13 protein-coding genes and 1 pseudogene are annotated in these 17,025 nt (G+C 72.9%); 9 read left to right on the forward strand and 5 right to left on the reverse strand.

Annotated elements, in window-relative coordinates; all coding sequences use genetic code 11:
• The first annotated feature begins 104 nt into the window (after positions 1 to 104).
• The 3 genes from LO772_RS25215 to LO772_RS25225 are packed head-to-tail and all read left to right on the forward strand — an operon-like array spanning position 105 to position 2,841.
• Complete coding sequence (locus LO772_RS25215) at positions 105 to 1,037, forward strand: ABC transporter ATP-binding protein (RefSeq protein ID WP_231774316.1); 933 nt, start codon at positions 105 to 107, stop codon at positions 1,035 to 1,037.
• Between the two features lie 53 nt (positions 1,038 to 1,090).
• A complete protein-coding gene (locus tag LO772_RS25220; RefSeq protein ID WP_231779715.1) occupies positions 1,091 to 1,819 on the forward strand; it encodes an ABC transporter permease in 729 nt (242 codons plus the stop codon).
• 59 nt (positions 1,820 to 1,878) lie between these two features.
• Complete coding sequence (locus LO772_RS25225; RefSeq protein WP_231774317.1) at positions 1,879 to 2,841, forward strand: COX15/CtaA family protein; 963 nt, start codon at positions 1,879 to 1,881, stop codon at positions 2,839 to 2,841.
• Between the two features lie 340 nt (positions 2,842 to 3,181).
• On the opposite strand, the gene LO772_RS25230 is transcribed toward LO772_RS25225, so the two are convergent.
• Together LO772_RS25230 and LO772_RS25235 are read right to left on the reverse strand one after the other, a co-directional pair.
• Entirely contained in the window at positions 3,182 to 3,541 is a 360-nt protein-coding gene (locus tag LO772_RS25230) for a hypothetical protein (protein WP_231774318.1), read from the reverse strand.
• A 72-nt stretch (positions 3,542 to 3,613) separates the two neighbouring features.
• A complete protein-coding gene (locus LO772_RS25235; RefSeq protein ID WP_443089314.1) occupies positions 3,614 to 4,558 on the reverse strand; it encodes a heme o synthase in 945 nt (314 codons plus the stop codon).
• Positions 4,559 to 4,798: 240 nt separating this feature from the next.
• Between LO772_RS25235 and tkt the strand changes: the two genes are divergently transcribed.
• From tkt to pgl, 6 genes and pseudogenes are all read left to right on the forward strand, one after another.
• The gene (gene tkt, locus LO772_RS25240; RefSeq protein WP_443089470.1) at positions 4,799 to 6,880 is read left to right on the forward strand and encodes a transketolase; all 2,082 of its coding nucleotides are present in this window, start codon (positions 4,799 to 4,801) and stop codon (positions 6,878 to 6,880) included.
• A gap of 45 nt (positions 6,881 to 6,925) precedes the next feature.
• Positions 6,926 to 8,035 (forward strand): transaldolase, encoded by a 1,110-nt coding sequence (gene tal, locus LO772_RS25245; protein ID WP_231774321.1) that lies wholly within the window; start codon positions 6,926 to 6,928, stop codon positions 8,033 to 8,035.
• A gap of 190 nt (positions 8,036 to 8,225) precedes the next feature.
• Positions 8,226 to 8,366, forward strand: coding sequence for a hypothetical protein (locus LO772_RS25250; RefSeq protein ID WP_231774322.1), 141 nt, complete (start codon positions 8,226 to 8,228; stop codon positions 8,364 to 8,366).
• The gene (gene zwf, locus LO772_RS25255; protein ID WP_231774323.1) at positions 8,363 to 9,907 is read left to right on the forward strand and encodes a glucose-6-phosphate dehydrogenase; all 1,545 of its coding nucleotides are present in this window, start codon (positions 8,363 to 8,365) and stop codon (positions 9,905 to 9,907) included. Before LO772_RS25250 ends, zwf begins: the two co-directional genes overlap by 4 nt.
• Positions 9,904 to 10,977 (forward strand): annotated as a pseudogene (opcA, locus tag LO772_RS25260) (glucose-6-phosphate dehydrogenase assembly protein OpcA); the annotation flags it as partial. The gene zwf and the pseudogene opcA, both read left to right, overlap by 4 nt.
• 275 nt (positions 10,978 to 11,252) lie before the next feature.
• Positions 11,253 to 12,053, forward strand: coding sequence for a 6-phosphogluconolactonase (pgl, locus tag LO772_RS25265; protein ID WP_231774324.1), 801 nt, complete (start codon positions 11,253 to 11,255; stop codon positions 12,051 to 12,053).
• Between the two features lie 65 nt (positions 12,054 to 12,118).
• Here pgl and LO772_RS25270 read toward each other — a convergent pair whose 3' ends face one another.
• The 3 genes from LO772_RS25270 to LO772_RS25280 all read right to left on the reverse strand — a co-directional run bounded on the left by LO772_RS25270 (position 12,119) and on the right by LO772_RS25280 (position 16,631).
• Complete coding sequence (locus LO772_RS25270; protein WP_231774325.1) at positions 12,119 to 12,664, reverse strand: LppU/SCO3897 family protein; 546 nt, start codon at positions 12,662 to 12,664, stop codon at positions 12,119 to 12,121.
• A gap of 227 nt (positions 12,665 to 12,891) precedes the next feature.
• Positions 12,892 to 16,038, reverse strand: a complete 3,147-nt coding sequence (locus LO772_RS25275; protein ID WP_231774326.1) for a hypothetical protein — start codon at positions 16,036 to 16,038, stop codon at positions 12,892 to 12,894.
• Between the two features lie 302 nt (positions 16,039 to 16,340).
• A complete protein-coding gene (locus LO772_RS25280) occupies positions 16,341 to 16,631 on the reverse strand; it encodes a DUF6191 domain-containing protein (protein ID WP_231774327.1) in 291 nt (96 codons plus the stop codon).
• Positions 16,632 to 17,025: the final 394 nt, after the last annotated feature.

Consider the following 17,025-nt stretch of genomic DNA (forward strand, 5'->3'; position numbering starts at 1 on the left):
ACGACCGGCCGGACGCGGCGCGGCGGAGGGGGAGCGGCCGGGGAGACGAGGCGGGCGGCGTCCCCGTGCGGAGGCGCCGCCGCCGCTTTCTAGACTGATGCGCCATGGACTCCGCGCAGGGGCCTGCCGTCGAGATCGTCGGTCTGGTCAAGAAGTACGGCGACAAAACCGCCGTGGACGGACTCGACCTCGTGGTCGACGCCGGATCGGTGACGGCCGTCCTCGGGCCCAACGGCGCGGGCAAGACGTCGACCATCGAGGTCTGCGAGGGGTACCGCCGCGCGGACGCCGGGCGCGTCCGCGTACTCGGCCTGGATCCCGGCGCCGACGGCGAGCGGCTGCGGCCCCGGGTCGGCGTCATGCTGCAATCCGGCGGTGTGTACGCGGGCGCCCGTGCCGAGGAGATGCTGCGGCACGTCGCCCGGCTGCACGCCCACCCGCTCGACATCCCGACCCTGGTCGAACGCCTGGGGCTGGCCTCCTGCGGCCGGACGACCTACCGGCGCCTGTCCGGCGGGCAGCAGCAGCGCCTCGCCCTGGCCCTCGCGGTCGTCGGCCGGCCCGAGCTGGTCTTCCTGGACGAGCCGACCGCGGGCCTCGACCCGCAGGCCCGCCGCGCGACCTGGGACCTCGTCCGCGACCTGCGGACCGACGGCGTCACCGTCGTCCTCACCACCCACTTCATGGACGAGGCCGAACACCTCGCCGACGACGTGCACATCATCGACCGCGGCCGGGTGATCGCCTCCGGGTCGCCCGAGGCACTGTGCCGTGACGGCGCGGAGGACTCACTGCGCTTCTCCGGCCCTCCCGGGCTGGACCTGACCGCGATGGTGGCCGCACTGCCCGAGGGGGCGAAGGCCTTCGAGGTCGCGCGCGGCGCGTACCGTGTCGAGGGCGACATCGGCCCGCAGTTGCTGGCCACCGTCACCGCGTGGTGTGCGCAGCACGGCGTCATGCCGGAGAAGCTGACCGTCGAACGCCGCACGCTGGAAGACGTGTTCCTCGAACTGACCGGGCGGGAGCTGCGGACGTGAGCGCATCCGTGGGGGCCTTCACCCCGAAACCCGGCGCCGCGCCGCTCGGCCGCATGATCGCGGCGCAGACGCTGCTGGAGACCAGGATGCTGCTGCGCAACGGCGAGCAGCTGCTGCTGACGATCGTGATCCCGTCGCTGCTCCTGGTGCTCTTCGGCGCGGTCGACGTCGTCGACGTGGGCGAACTGGCCCCCGGCGAGGAACGCGTCGACTTCCTCGCCCCCGGGCTGCTCGCGCTCGCGGTGCTGTCCACGGCGTTCACCGGCCAGGCCATCGCGACCGGCTTCGAACGGCGGTACGGCGTCCTCAAGCGCCTCGGTGCGACACCCCTGCCGCGCTGGGGCCTGATGGTCGCCAAGACCGGCTGCGTGCTGCTCGTCGAGGTGCTCCAGGTGGCGCTGCTGGCCGCGATCGCCCTCGGCCTCGGCTGGGATCCGCACGGCAATCCGCTCGCGGTCGTCCTGCTGCTCGTGCTGGGCACGGCCGCGTTCTCGGGGCTCGGCCTGCTCATGGCCGGCACACTGCGCGCCGAGGCGACGCTGGCCGCGGCGAACCTCGTGTTCGTCCTGCTGCTGGTGTGCGGCGGCGTGATCGTGCCGCTCGACAAATTCCCGGGCGGCGTCGAGGCGGTGCTCGCCCTCACGCCGATCGCCGCGCTCTCCGACGGGCTGCGCGACGTGTTGCGCGAGGGCGCCGCGATGCCCTGGGGCGACGCGGGAATCCTGGCCGTGTGGGCGGTGCTCGGGCTCGCGGCGGCGGCGCGGTTCTTCCGCTGGGAGTAGCCCGTCGCAGCCGGGGGCCGCGTACTTAGTGAAACTGTTCACAACGTACGCTGATGCCCATGAGTTCGCCGTCCGCCGTGTCACCTTTCGCCCGCCGGATCTTCCTGGCCAACCTGTGCGCCCAGATCGGCATCGTCATCACCGGCGGCCTGGTCCGGCTCACCGGGTCGGGGCTGGGCTGCGACACGTGGCCGCGCTGCAACGACGCGCAGTGGACGCCGCACGACGAAAGCTCGGGGCACGCCTTCATCGAGTTCGGCAACCGCATGCTGACCTACGTGGTCGGCGCGATCGCGGTGGCCGCGATCGTGGCCGCGTGGAAGCACCGCCCGGTGCGCAAGGAGATCCGCTACCTCGCCGCGTTCCAGCTCTTCGCCGTCGTCGGACAGGCGATCCTCGGCGGCATCACGGTGCTGACGGACCTTCACCCGGCGTCCGTGGCCGCCCACTTGCTTCTCTCCATGTTCATGATCGCGTCCGCGGTCGCGCTGTACGAGAGGGCGGGGGAGGGCGACGGCCCGGTACGCCCGCTGGTCCGCCGCGAGATCCGCGTCTTCGCGTCCGCCGGCCTCGGCGTGCTCGCGGCGCTGCTCGTCGTCGGCACGGTCGTCACCGGGTCCGGCCCGCACGCGGGCGACGAGGACGCGCGGCGGTTCGACGTCGACGTCGACCAGATGGCGTGGCTGCACGCCGACCTGGCGTTCCTGCTCCTCGGCGCCGCCCTCGCGCTCGCCCTCGCCCTGCGCGTCACGGACGCCCCGGTCGCCGCGCAGCGGCGCGTGTGGTGGCTGCTGGGGGTCATGCTCCCGCAGGGCCTGATCGGCTACACGCAGTACTTCAACGGCCTGCCGGAATGGCAGGTTTCGCTGCACATGTTCGGCGCGTGCCTCGTGGTCGTGACCACGACCCGCATCGTCTTCGGCCTGCGGGAGCGCGGCGAGGCCGGCCAGGACGGCGACGACGCCCCGTCGGCGGACGAGCCCGCCCCGGCGGACGAGCCGGTCCCCGCGACGCGCTACTGAGCGGCGGCGGACGGCTCGCGCGGGCGAAGCCGGCACGGGGCTTCGGCGGTGTGCGCGCCGGGCAGCGGGCCGATGCGGCCATACGTACGGGCCGGCCCAGCACAGCCGCGGCTGCGCCGGGATGGTCGCCCGCGCCGGGCCTGCCGCGTCGCTTGGTCAGGGGTGGCATGCCGGGTCTGCCGGCCTCGCACAGAAGGGCCGGGCAGAGCGGTTGTGTCCGTCTCAGGCGCGCATGCCGATGCGGTCCCACAGGGGCGCCGAGACCGGCCTGGGCAAGCAAGCGTCGGCCCGGCGCAACGAGCCGCCCGTCGCGCCGCGATGGGCGGACCCGTCCGTCGCCTCAGGCGTTCGCCGGGCCGCCGATCTGGATTCCGGCCATCCGGGACCACTCGTACCGCCCGGTCCGTACGCGCAGCGCCACGTCGCCGGGGAACTCCTCGTGCAGCGTCAGGCCGGCCGCCTCGACGGCCTGCCTGGCGGTCTGCGGGTCGCGCGCGACCTGGTCGCCCCACTGGCCGTCGGCGCCCACGATGACGATACGGGTCGAGTCGCGCCCGATGTATTCGACGACGGCGTCGGCCTTGGCGTCCCCGTTCACCGCGTGACGGGCCGCGAAGCGCGAGAGGTTGCGGGCCAGGCGGCGCACTGAGCGGTCGGTCCTGGGGGCGGTCGGAGCCGCCGGAGTCTCCGTGTCGGTCATGCGCGAAATGTTACCGACGCGTCGTCAGGACGGCGCCGCGGGGCCGCGCACAGGACGCGGCGTACGGCCCGGTCAGGCGAAGATCAGCGGGTCGACCGCGACCGCGACGAACAGCAGCGTCAGGTACGTGATCGACCAGTGGAACAGGCGCATTTCCTTGAGCTTCACGCCCGTAGCCTCGGCGTTGGCCCGTCGCGCGAGCGCGTGCGCCTCGTACAGCCACGCGGCGCCCAGCACCCCGGCGGCGGCCGGGTAGAGCCAGCCGGTGTCGGCGGCGGGCCACAGCAGCAGGGACGTGGCGACCATGACCCAGCTGTAGACGACGATCTGCTTCGCGACGACCTTGTTCCCCGCCACGACCGGCAGCATCGGCACGCCCGCGTTGGCGTAGTCGTCCGCGCACTTCATCGACAGCGGCCAATAGTGCGGCGGCGTCCAGAAGAAGACGACCATGAAGAGCACGAACGGCGCCCAGGCAAGGGAGTTCGTCACCGCGGTCCAGCCGATCAGCACCTGCATGCAGCCCGCGATGCCGCCCCACACGATGTTCTGCGGGGTGCGCCGCTTCAGCATCATCGTGTAGACCACGACGTAGTAGAAGATCGCCAGCACCGACAGCCCGGCCGACAGCGGGTTCACCAGCGTCCAGAACCAGACAGTCGATACGACGCCCAACGTCGCGGCGAACGCGAGGCATTCGCGCGGGGACACCATTCCGGTCACGAGCGGGCGCCGCTCGGTGCGGTGCATCAGCCGGTCGATGTCCCGGTCGAGGTACATGTTGAAGGCGTTGGCGCTGCCCGCCGACAGGTACCCGCCGAAGCAGACCACCAGGACCAGGCTCAGGTCCGGCATCCCCTTCGCGGCCAGGAACATGACCGGGATCGTGCTGATGAGCAGGAGTTCGATGATGCGCGGTTTCGTGAGGGTCACGAACGCGAGGACCCGGGCCGCCGGCGGACGACTGCCGCGGGTTGGTCCCGCCAGCCCGGCCGGTCGGGATTCGACGGCTGTCACGAACACCCCATCAGCAGCGGATTAGAACTAACGGGAAACTGTAGTCCCTCACCTGGGCGCGGAATGCCCGGGGGCCGCCCGTGCGCGCGGGCGTCCCGCTCTGCCGCGTGGGGCCCGCCGGACCCCGGTAGGCTCGGCCGTGTGCCGTCTACGCCGAGCGGGCGACGGGCCCGTCATTTCGGCCATCGATTCGGCGGTCAACCGGAGAAACCGGAAGGAGCCCTGACAAGGGTGAGCACCATGCCGACCAACGACAGCAGCGCGCTGGAGTGGACCGACCTCGACAAGCGTGCGGTGGACACCGCCCGTGTCCTCGCGATGGATGCCGTGCAGAAGGTCGGCAACGGCCACCCGGGTACGGCCATGAGCCTCGCGCCCGCGGCGTACCTCATCTGGCAGAAGCTCCTCAGGCACGACCCGGTCGACCCCGACTGGGCGGGCCGCGACCGGTTCGTGCTGTCCCCCGGGCACACGAGCCTGACGCTCTACACGCAGTTGTTCCTGTCCGGATACGGCCTTGACCTGGACGACCTCAAGGCGTTCCGCACGTGGGGCAGCCGCACGCCGGGCCACCCCGAGCACGGCCACACCGCCGGTGTCGAGACCACGACCGGGCCGCTCGGCCAGGGCATCGCCAACGCGGTCGGCATGGCGATGGCCGCCCGCTACGAGCGCGGCCTGTTCGACCCGGACGCGGCTCCCGGCACCTCGCCGTTCGACCACACGATCTGGGCGATCGTGTCGGACGGCGACCTCGAAGAGGGCATCTCCGCCGAGGCCAGTTCGCTCGCGGGCCACCAGAAGCTCGGCAACCTCGTCGCGCTGTACGACGACAACCACATCTCCATCGAGGGCGACACCGAGACCGCGTTCAGCGAGGACGTGCTCAAGCGGTACGAGGCGTACGGCTGGCACACGCTGCGCGTCGAGCCGCTGTCCGACGGCGACATCGACGTGGCCGCGCTGTACGCCGCGCTCGAGGCCGGCCGGGCCGAGACCGAGCGCCCGACGATGATCGCGCTGCGCACGACCATCGCGTGGCCGGCGCCGAACGCCCAGAACACCGCCAAGTCGCACGGCTCCGCGCTCGGCGCCGACGAGGTCGCGGCCACCAAGAAGATCCTCGGCTTCGACCCGGCGCAGACCTTCGAGGTCGCCGACGACGTCCTCGCGCACGCCCGCAAGGTCGTCGACCGGGGCCGCGCCGCGCGCGCCGCCTGGGACGAGCGGCTCGCCGCGTGGCGCACCGCGAACCCCGAGCGCGCCGAGACGCTCGCCCGCGTCGCCGAGCGCCGGCTGCCCGACGGCTGGGAGAAGGCCCTCCCGTCGTTCGAGGGCGGCAAGCCGATGGCCACCCGCAAGGCGTCCGGCAAGGTGCTCCAGGCCCTCGGCCCGGTCATCCCCGAGCTGTGGGGCGGCAGCGCCGACCTCGCGGAGTCGAACAACACCACGATCGACGAGTCCAGCTCGTTCCTGCCGGCCGGCAACCCGCTCAAGTCCGCCGACCCGTACGGCCGCACGGTCCACTTCGGGATTCGCGAGCACGCCATGGGCTCGACGATGAACGGCATCGCGCTGCACGGCGGCACCCGCGTGTTCGGCGGCACCTTCCTGGTGTTCTCCGACTACATGCGCCCGGCCGTCCGCCTCGCGGCGCTCATGAAGCTGCCGGTCACCTACGTGTGGACGCACGACTCGATCGGCCTCGGCGAGGACGGCCCGACCCACCAGCCGATCGAGCACATCGCGGCACTGCGCGCGATCCCCGGCCTGGACGTCGTCCGCCCGGCGGACGCCAACGAGGTCGCCGTCGCGTGGCGCACGATCCTGTCGCACACCGACCGGCCCGCGGGCCTCCTGCTGACCCGCCAGGACGTCCCGACGTACGAGCGCGGCGAGTTCGGCAGCGCCGAGGGCACCGCGCGCGGCGGTTACATCCTCGCCGAGGCGTCGTCCGGCGTTCCGCAGGTCGTCCTCATCGCCACCGGCTCCGAGGTGCAGCTCGCCGTGGCCGCGCGGGAGACACTGGAAGCCGAGGGCATCAAGACCCGCGTGGTGTCGATGCCGTCCGTCGAGTGGTTCAACGCGCAGGACCAGGCGTACCGCGAGCAGGTCATCCCGCCGGCGGTCAAGGCGCGCGTGGCGGTCGAGGCCGGTATCGCGCTCGGCTGGCGCGAGTTCGTCGGCGACGCCGGGCAGATCGTGTCGCTGGAGCACTTCGGCGCGTCGGCCGACTTCAAGACGCTGTTCGCGGAGTTCGGCATCACCGCCGAGGCCGTTGTCACCGCGGCGCGGGAATCGCTGCGCGTGGCCGGTGCCTGAGCCGGATACAGAGCACGAATCCCCCATCCACAAGGAGCGAACACCATGACGGACAACCTCCGTCGCCTCTCCGCCGAGGGTGTGGCCATCTGGCTCGACGACCTGAGCCGCGCCCGCCTGGCCTCCGGGAACCTCGCCGAGCTGGTGCGCGACAAAGAGATCGTCGGTGTCACCACCAACCCCGCGATCTTCCAGAAGGCCATCGCCGGCAAGGACGACTACGACGACCAGATCCGCGACCTCGCGGTGCGCGGCGTCACGGTCGACGAGGCCGTGCGCATGATCACCGCACAGGACGTGCGGGACGCGTGTGACGTGCTCAAGCCCGTCTTCGTGGCCAGCAAGCACGTCGACGGCCGGGTCTCCATCGAGGTCGACCCGCGCCTGGCCCATCAGACCGAGGCGACGATCGCCGAGGCCCGCCAGCTCTGGTGGCTGGTGGACCGGCGCAACCTGTTCATCAAGATCCCCGCGACCGAGGCGGGCCTGCCCGCGATCACTAGGGTGATCAGCGAGGGCATCAGCGTCAACGTCACCCTGATCTTCTCCCTCGACCGGTACAAGGCCGTCATGGACGCCTACCTCACCGGTCTGGAGCAGGCCAAGGAGGCCGGGCGCAAACTGTCCGAGATCGAGTCGGTCGCGTCGTTCTTCGTGTCCCGCGTGGACACCGAGATCGACGCCCGTCTCGACAAGATCGGCTCCGACGAGGCCAAGGCGCTGCGCGGCAAGGCCGGGCTCGCCAACGCGCGGCTCGCGTACGAGGCCTACGAGGAGGTCATCGCGTCCGACCGCTGGCAGGCGCTGGCCGCCGCGGGCGCCAAGGTGCAGCGTCCGCTGTGGGCGTCGACCGGTGTCAAGGACCCCGCGTACAAGGACACTTTGTACGTGGACGACCTCGTCGTCGACGGCACGGTGAACACGATGCCCGAGGCCACGTTGGACGCGGTCGCCGACCACGGGCAGATCGCGGGCGACGCGGTGCACGGCACGTACGACCGGTCGCGCGCCGAGCTGGCGGCCCTCGCCGGGCTCGGGATCTCGTACGACGAGGTCGTGCAGCTGCTCGAGGACGAAGGTGTCGAGAAGTTCGAGACCTCGTGGACCGGGCTGCTCGACTCGCTGCAGAAGGAACTCGACCGCCTCCGCCCGTGACGCGGTCGTCCGCGCGGCGGCTCTGATCCCTCGTCAGGCCGCCGCGCCGCACAACACCCGCGCCCGTCGCGGCCGGTCGTTACCCGATCGGCCGCGACGGCCCGCGGAAATCCACGCAATCAGGGCATGATTTCAGCAGACTCCCCCACCACAGGAGGGCTGACCGCCCGTGCAACACGCATTCGAACGCGTGACCGCCGGCGGCGTGGACGTCACCGTTTCCGGTGACCGGGTCCGCGCCGAGCCGACCGCCGCAACGGTCGCATGGTCGATCACCGCAGGCCACCCGCTTCCCGACCGCCGTCGCGCGCCGATCGGCGGTGCGGCATGACCCGTGTCCCCGCGGTTTGGCCCACGAACCCGCTGCGCGACCCCCAGGATCGCCGTCTCCCGCGCATCGCCGGCCCTTCCGGCCTGGTGATCTTCGGGGTGACCGGGGACCTCAGCCGCAAGAAGCTCATGCCGGCGATCTACGACCTGGCCAACCGCGGCCTGCTGCCCCCGGGCTTCGCGCTCACGGGCTTCGCCCGGCGCGACTGGGCCGACGAGGACTTCGGGCAGGTCGTCTACAGCGCGGTCAAGGAGAACGCGCGCACCCCCTTCCGCGAGGAGGTGTGGCGCCAGCTCGCCGAGGGATTCCGGTTCGTCCAGGGCGACTTCGACGACGACGAGGCGTTCGACCGCCTCCGCCGGACGATCACCGACCTCGACGAGAAGCAGGGCACACACGGCAACCACGCCTTCTACCTGTCCGTACCGCCCAAGTTCTTCCCACTGGTCGTCGCCCAGCTCAAGCGGCACGGCCTCGCCGACCCGCCGCACGGCGACTCGTGGCGCCGGGCCGTCATCGAGAAGCCGTTCGGCAGCGACCTGCCCACGGCGATCGAGCTCAACAAGATCGTCGACGAGGTCTTCGCGCCGGAGTCGGTCTTCCGCATCGACCACTACCTCGGCAAGGAGACGGTCCAGAACATCCTGGCGCTCCGCTTCGCCAACACGATGTTCGAGCCGCTGTGGAACCGCTCCTACGTCGACCACGTGCAGATCACGATGGCCGAGGACATCGGCATCGGCGGCCGGGCCGGCTACTACGACGGGATCGGCGCGGCCCGCGACGTCATCCAGAACCACCTGCTGCAACTCCTCGCGCTCACCGCGATGGAGGAACCGCTGTCGTTCGAGGCCGAGTCCCTCGTCGCCGAGAAGCTGAAGGTCCTCAACTCCATCAAACTGCCGGCCGACCTGGGCCGGCACTCCGTCCGCGCGCAGTACACGCGCGGCTGGCAGGGCGGCGAGCCGGTGTGCGGCTACCTGGAGGAGGACGGCATCCCGCCGTCCTCGCGCACCGACACGTACGCCGCGATAAAGCTGGAGATCGCCAACCGGCGCTGGGCGGGCGTGCCGTTCTACCTGCGCACCGGGAAGCGCCTCGGCCGCCGGGTGACCGAGATCGCCGTCGTGTTCCAGCGCGCCCCCCACCTGCCGTTCGACGAGACCGCCACGGAGGAGCTGGGGCAGAACGCGCTGGTCATCCGCGTTCAGCCGGACGAAGGCATGACCGTGCGGTTCGGCTCCAAGGTGCCCGGCACCGCGATGGAGGTCCGCGACGTCAACATGGACTTCGCCTACGGCGAGTCCTTCACCGAGTCGAGTCCCGAGGCCTACGAACGGCTGCTTCTCGACGTCCTCCTCGGCGACGCACCGCTGTTCCCGCGCTGGGAGGAGGTCGAGGCGTCCTGGAAGATCCTCGACCCCGTGGAGCGGTATTGGAAAAAGCACGGCAAACCCGATACGTACGTCTCGGGCACGTGGGGCCCGGACTCCGCCGACGAGATGCTCGCACGCGACGGACGGAGCTGGCGCCGCCCATGATGATCGACCTGACCGACACCAAGTCCAGCGCCGTCAACGCGGCCCTCGTCGAGGCACGGCACGCCATCGGCTCGCCCGCCCTCGGCATGGTGCTCACGCTGGTGATCGTCACCGACGAGAGCAACCAGTACGACGCGATGAAGGCCGCCGTCGAGGCCGCGCGCGAGCACCCGTCGCGCATCCTCGTCGTCATCGGCCGCCCCGGCCAGGAGATCACCCCCCGCCTCGACGCCGAGGTCCGCGTCGGGGACGCCGGGGCGGGGGAGACGGTCGTCCTGCGGCTGCACGGCGAACTGGCCGACCACGCCGAGTCCGTCGTGCTGCCCCTGCTGCTGCCGGACGCCCCCGTGGTGGTGTGGTGGCCGGGCGGCGCGCCCGAGACGCCCAGCAAGGACCGCCTCGGGATACTCGCGCAGCGCCGGATCACCGACGCCGTCGCCGCGCCGCGCCGCGCCGACTGGCTGGAGATCCGCGCGTCCGGCTACACCCCCGGCGACACCGACCTCGCGTGGACCCGGACCACGACGTGGCGCAGCCTGCTCGCCGCCGCGCTCGACCAGCGGTATGACCGGATCTCCGGCGCGTCCGTGGAGGCCAAGGCGGGCAACCCGAGCGCCGAACTGCTCGCGCTGTGGCTGTCGGACCGGCTCGCGGTGCCGTTGGAGCGCGTCGTCTCGACGGGCCCGGGCATCACCGCCGTGCGCCTCACCACCGAGAGCGGCGAGATCTCCATCACCCGGCCCGACGGTTTGCTGGCGACGCTGTCCACACCCGGGCAGCCGGACCGGCATGTCGCGCTCAAGCGGCGCGAGGCGGCCGAGCTGATCGCGGAGGAACTGCGGCGGCTCGACCCCGACGACGTCTACGCGACGACGCTCGCGCATGCCGCGAAGGAGGCCGGAGACGCGAGCCACGGCACAGCGCCGCGCGCGTCCGCGGCTGCGGTCGAGGCGTCCCGGCACGAGGAGGGGACGGTGGCGGCCCCGGCGGTCGGCGCGGTCGCGGGAGCATCGACGATGGCGGAGTCCGTCGACGTCGTCCGGCCCTCCGGCCGCCGTGACGCGTCGCGGGCGCGGAAGACGGGCCGGGCGGCCGGCTCGGCGGGGGCCGAGACCGCCTCCGGGAAGGATTCCGGGGCGTCGGACGGCGCGGACGAGCAGGGCGCTTCGCGGAAGACCCGCCCGGCGGGGAACCGGGACGCGTCCGAGGAGCCGAGGAAGTCCGCGGCCAAGACGGCCGGTTCGCGTGCGACGCGGGCCAAGGGCGACTCCTCCTCCGACGCCGCGGACTCGGCGGGCCAGGACCCGGCCTCCGGGAACTCCCGCAAGCACAACGGCGGTTCCTCGTGACCGGAACACCCGGCGTGCTCGTGCACGCCGACGGCGTACTGCTGGCGCGAGCGGCGGCGGCGCGGTTCCTCACCCGCGTCGTCGACGCGCAGGCGGCGCGCGGGATGGCTCATGTGGTGCTGACCGGGGGGCGCAACGGCAACGCGCTGCTGCGCGAACTCGCCGCGTCGCCCGCCCGCGACGTCGTCGACTGGGCGCACGTGCACGTGTGGTGGGGAGACGAGCGGTTCCTGCCGTCCGGTCATCCGGAGCGCAACGAGACGCAGGCCCGCGCGGAACTGCTCGACGGGCTCGCGCTGAACCCGGAGTTCGTCCATCCCATGCCCGCCGCGGACGGTCCGGACGGCAACGACCCGGAGGCGGCGGCCGGCCGCTACGCGGACGAACTCGCGGTCGCCGCACGGCCGGAGACCCCGGCCGAGCGCGGTGGTGTGGACGTACCGTCGTTCGACATCGCGATGTTCGGCGTGGGCCCGGACTGCCACGTCGCGTCGCTGTTTCCCGAACTGCCGGCCGTCCACGAGACCGAGCTGACCGTGGTCGCGGTGCGCGGTGCCCCGAAGCCGCCGCCGACGCGTATCACCTTGACGTTCCCGGCGATTCGCACCGCCAAGGACGTGTGGCTGCTGGCCGCCGGGGACGACAAGGCGTCGGCGGTGCGCCTCGGACTGGGCGGCGGCGGGCCGGTGCAGGTGCCGGCGGCCGGCGCGTACGGGCGGCGCAACACGCTGTGGCTGCTGGACCGTTCGGCGGCGGCGCAACTCCCGCCGGGGCTGGACCGGTTCGCGTCGCCCTGACGCCCCGGCCGCGAATCCGCGGGGCGGTACCCGGAGTTCGGGTGCCGCCCCGACGCGTTCGCGGGTCAGATCGTCCGAAGGCAGTACGTCGTGCCGGTGCCGGTGGGGACGCCGTTGAGGGTCATGTACTCGTCGTAGGAGTACTCGGTGCCGGAGACGTCGGCGCACGGGTCCGAGCCGATCCGGTACGGGAAGGTCCGCAGCACCTTGAACGCGGCGTCGGCGTCCGAGCACGACACCTCGGTCAGCTCGTCCTGCCGCGACCCGTCGCCCGCGATTTCGCCGGCCAGGCACTCGCCCGTGGAGAAGCCGCTGGTCTTCGCGGTGGGCGTGGTGGCCTCCACCGTCGGTGTCCGGGTGACGGTCGAACGACGCGTCGCCGGGGTGGTGGGCAGGTCGAAGTCGGTGTCGAGGCCCGTGGGCAGCAGCACGGTCGGCGGCGGGACCGTCAAGGACGGCAGCGACGGAATGGCGGTGGGAATCGGCGGCATCGGGGGCGCGCCGGACTTGTCGTTGTCGTCTCCACAGGCGACCAGCCCGGCGAGCATGACGGTCACACCGATCGCGACGGCGCAGACCCTGGTTCGGGACGCGGGCCTAACCGAGGACATGCGAGGGGACCTCCCAAGAGGAGAGGGAAAGCACGTGAGAGTCACGTGGTGCCGCTGAAAACGATGGCCCCGGAGAACGGCGCAAGGCAACGCGAACGGGTGTCGGCGCGGGAATTCAAGGGGATTCCCTCGGTGGCCGGCCGTCGCCCGGGGAACGCGCAGCGCCCCGGCCCGCGTGCGAGACCGGCGCCGGGGCGCGTGCGAGAGCGGGGGGTGAACCCGCCGGGTCAGTGCGCGGTACCGACCCCGAGCAGTTCCAACACGTCGGTGTCGCCGCGGTCCTGAAGGCGTTTCAGCACCGCCTTGAGGTCGCAGCCGTCGCCGAGCCCCAGCCGGGAGCCCAGCAGCGCCGGGAGGTTCACCTGGTCGGGCACCGGGTCGACACCCGTGTGCCGCAGCGCTCGTGCCCAGCGGGGCAGGCGCAACTTGCCGTCTCCCGCGAGGAGTCGCGTCTCCATCCGGCCCTGCCGGACGGACCCGATGAAGACCATGTCGCCGATCTCGGCGCCGAGTCCGTGCAGGATCGCGCGCAGCGAGACGCAGTACGGCTCACGCTCCCAGCGCAGCGCGGCGGGCCCGGCGGCGTGGTGCAGCCGCAGACCGCCGTCCGGCCGCAGCCCCAGCACCTGGACGAACTGCGGTGGCAGCGGCAGGCGTTCGCCGTCCAGGAGCGGCGCCTCCACATCCACGCGGTACCACCACACGCCTTGTTCGTCGCGGAAGCAGCGCGCCGCGTCGCCGGGGTCGGCGACCGCCGGGGCCTCCTCGGGCGCGATCTCCCGGGTCGGCGGGGCCGGTGCCCGGCCCGCGTCGGGCGCCTGCGCGGCGGGCACCGGGCCGGACTCGTCGGCGGGCCACGGGTGGACGACGCCGTCCTCCAGGTCGAACCCGTCGAGGCGGGAGATCCACGCCTCGCGGACCTCGGGGCGAATCCCCAGCGCCGACAAGGGGGGTTCGAGGGCCGCGAAGGGCACCGAGCCGGTGCGCGCGCACGCCGCGCTCACGATCTCCGCGGTACGCGACTCCAGTTCGCCCGGCGCCCCGGCGGTCAGCCAGCCGTCGACCGAGGTGTTGAGGGCGAGCAGCCCGCGCAGCACCTGCCACAGCTGCACGCCGAGCCCGGGAATGGTCGCGGCGTGCCGCCGGTCGAGGTCACGCAGCTCGGCCACGGTCGCGACCGGGCCGAGCCGGGCCTCGACGCTGCCCAGGTGCGCGCGCACCGCGGCGCCGCCGGGCTGGTCCAACTGATGGGCGAGGTGCTGCCGCAGCGCCTGCTCCAGCGCCTCGACCTCGATCGAGTCCTTGTCGAACTCGGCGGCGAGCGACGCGAGTTCCCGAGGGCTGTCGGTGAAGAGGCGGTCCCGGGCGAGGGTGCGCCAGCGGGGTTCGCGGCCGGTGAACCACGCGGCCAGCACCATCACGATGTTGCTGTGGGCGGGGACGAAGTCGGTGTCGGAGTCCTCGGCTTCGTCCGGTGCCGTCCCGGGCTCCCCGGCGAACGTCTCGGCGGCCTCGCGGGCGGGAGCGCTCGCGGGTGCCTCGGTCGGCTCGGGGGCGGCCGATCCGGCGGCGGTCGGCGGAGTGTCGGCCGGACGCGGCGGCAGCGGCGGCGGCGCGGTGGGCCTCGGCGGGATGACGAAGCCCTGGGCCGCGGGGGAGTCCGGCCGGGAGCCGTCGGATGACTTCGCCGGTTTCGCCGGGCTCGCCGCGTCCGCCCGGTGTGACGCGGCGGCCTCGTCGGCCGCGTCGCCGGGCTCGTGCACTGTCTGACGCGCGTCCTTGCGCGGTGCCGGGCTGTCGCCGGACGGTGCGCCGCGCGGCGTCGCCGGGATCGGGAAGTCGTCGCGCGTCGCGGGCGGGATCTCGCCGAACGCGTCCACCGCTTCGTCGTCGCCGTGTCCGTGCGCGTCCGCCGCCGGGGCGTCCGGTGCGGGCAGTGCCGGGAAGTCGTCGCGCGTCATCGGGGGCACTTCACCGAAGGCGTCGACGGCGGCGTCGGGTTCGGGGGAGTCGTCCGGCGGGGGCGCCGCGGCGGGCATCGCGAGCACGGTCAGATCGTCGGAGTCCGCGGCCCAGGGCGGCGGCGGGGGCGTCGTCCCGGGCGGTACGAGCACGGTCGCGTCCGCTCCGGCGCCCCGGTTCGTGGGGTCGGCCGCGTCCGGTCCGGCCGCGTCGTCCGGCACGGGGGGCGGTACGGCGCCGAGGACGGAGGTCATCTCCGGTGCGTCGTACGGATCGTCGGGGTCGGGCGACGCGTCGTCAGGGTCCTCGGAGCCCGAGTCCGGGGCAAGCGCGGCGACCGAAGCGGGATCAAGCCCCTCGGGCAGCAGGCTCGCGGGCACCAGCGACATCAGCCGCAGCAGTGACGTGCGTACTTCCGGGGTCGCGCTGTCGACGCCGACCACGGCCACGATCTCCAGCGTGACGCGGGTCAGCTCCGACATGAGCGGGACGTCCGGCGCCTCCTCCGCGAGCCAGCACACGACGGCACTGAGGTCGCCGGTGGGCGGCGCGGGGATGCTGACCGGGCGCAGCTCGTCCTCGATCGCGTCGACGAGGCCGTCGTACTCCTCCGCGTACGTCTCCTCCTCCGCGTACGACGTCTCCTCGGCGGGCGCGGCGGGAAGTGCCTCGGCGGCGGAGGGGCCGGCGGCGTCGGCCGCGTCGGGGGTCGGGGCGACCGGCGGACGCTTGCTGATGCGGATGCCGCGCGGCGCGGGAACGGCCGGTTCGACGGGGGCCTCGGCCCGCGAGGCCGCGCCCTCGCCCGCGACGTCGCCCGGCTCGGGTTCCGCGGCCTGCGCGGACTCCGTCGTCGGGTCCGCCACCTCGGCGGCATGGGTGACGGCGTCGGCCGCGTCATCCGCCGCGTCCGCGTCCGCGGTCGTCTCCGGCGCCTCGGCCGCGTCCGCCACCGTCGCGTCGCCCGCCCCCCGGTCCGCCGGCAGCAGGCCGAGGACTTCGGCGAACAGCTGGGAGATCACCGGCCGCACCGTCGTCGTGCCGATATTCGTCCAGTCGCCGATCTCCTGCACGGTGGTGCCCAGCAGGTCGGCCCAGTCCGGCGTCCGCACCAGGACGTTCGTCCGCACGCCCGACGGCCACTGGGAGAGCCGGAAGTCGTTGCGTGCCAGCCACGCCGCGGGCAGCAGGTCGCCGAGCCGCAGGTGCCGCAATTCGCCGTAGGCCAGCTCCGCGAGCCGGTCGGGCAGCTCGGTCGCGCCGATCGCGTCCACCGCGCGGGAGATCGGCACGCTCGTCCACCACGCGGGCGGCAGATCGGGATGGCCGAGGCGGCGGTCCACACGATCGGGAGGCAGGAAGCGCAGGGCCGGGACGAAATCGGCCAGCGTGGCCTCAAGCCGTGGCTGCATGCGGATCCTCCGTGACGCGGACGCTTCTCTTGCCGCTCTCCTCGTGCCGACGGTAGCGCCCGCGCTTGTGGTCGGCACAGGGCGGCGTCGTGCACACCACCCGTGCATGCGTGACGCCCCTGCGGTCCGGTTGGTTCCCGCGAGCGACCCGCGTCCGCACGGGGCGTCCCTGGTCAATGCGCGGATCCGGCCGGTGAGCACACCGGTGGGTGACGCCCGTGCGCCCGCGCCGCACCGGACCGGAGGCCTTCGCCATCCGTGCGGCGAGGGCGGCGGCCGGACGAGGTCGTCCGGCCCGGGGCCTACTGATCCGAGGCCCGGTCGGGCGCCGCGCCGGCGTCCGCGCGCTCGGACGCCGGCGCGGACGCGTCGGAGGAGTGGGGGGCCGCGCCGCCCTCCCCGTCCGCCGCCGGGGTCGACTCCGCCGGGGCCGGAGCCGGCCGACGGATGACGACTATGCCCTTGTCCAGGTCGATCGGGCCGGGACCGCCGTCTTCGTGGTCGTCGTCGCGGGCGAGTGTGAGCCTGTTGTGCTCGTCGCTGGTGTGCTTGCGCCCCGGGCTGAACAGCTCTTCGAAAACGCCGCCGAACACTGTCGCCTCCTCCCACCGCTTTCCGCGCCTGCCGGGAGGCCGCGCGTCGTGACCCTCTACTCCAGTGACCTCAACGATCGGCGAGGGCTTCCGATTCCCGCGCCCACGGTACGCGGTGACGTGAAAGCCGTGCGCCCGGCGTGCGCCGCCGCTTCCTCCACCGCCGTCCGCGCAACGGCCGAAAGCCACTCATCCGTGTCTGGTGCGGCCAACCAGGTTTCGGGTGGCCCCGGCAAGTAGATCTCATCTACAGGGGCCCAGAGGGAATCAGCAGGATTCGTCCGAAGCACGATCCGAGAGCACCACGAGCGGCGCACGATTCGGCGATCAGGGGGAGCTGTGGGCGAGACCGCACCCTTGCGACAGCATGGGGAGTCCGAGTTCGAATCACCGG

The sequence above is a fragment of the Yinghuangia sp. ASG 101 genome, from assembly GCF_021165735.1.
GTDB lineage: Bacteria > Actinomycetota > Actinomycetes > Streptomycetales > Streptomycetaceae > Yinghuangia.

Excerpts from the sequence above, each read along its gene's own strand:
- LO772_RS25215 (WP_231774316.1), top strand. The coding sequence starts at position 105 with ATGGACTCCGCGCAGGGGCCTGCCGTCGAGATCGTCGGTCTGGTCAAG.
- LO772_RS25220 (WP_231779715.1), top strand. The coding sequence starts at position 1,091 with ATGATCGCGGCGCAGACGCTGCTGGAGACCAGGATGCTGCTGCGCAAC.
- LO772_RS25225 (WP_231774317.1), top strand. The coding sequence starts at position 1,879 with ATGAGTTCGCCGTCCGCCGTGTCACCTTTCGCCCGCCGGATCTTCCTG.
- LO772_RS25230 (WP_231774318.1), bottom strand. The coding sequence starts at position 3,541 with ATGACCGACACGGAGACTCCGGCGGCTCCGACCGCCCCCAGGACCGAC.
- tkt (WP_443089470.1), top strand. The coding sequence starts at position 4,799 with ATGCCGACCAACGACAGCAGCGCGCTGGAGTGGACCGACCTCGACAAG.
- tal (WP_231774321.1), top strand. The coding sequence starts at position 6,926 with ATGACGGACAACCTCCGTCGCCTCTCCGCCGAGGGTGTGGCCATCTGG.
- zwf (WP_231774323.1), top strand. The coding sequence starts at position 8,363 with ATGACCCGTGTCCCCGCGGTTTGGCCCACGAACCCGCTGCGCGACCCC.
- LO772_RS25270 (WP_231774325.1), bottom strand. The coding sequence starts at position 12,664 with ATGTCCTCGGTTAGGCCCGCGTCCCGAACCAGGGTCTGCGCCGTCGCG.
- LO772_RS25275 (WP_231774326.1), bottom strand. The coding sequence starts at position 16,038 with ATGCAGCCACGGCTTGAGGCCACGCTGGCCGATTTCGTCCCGGCCCTG.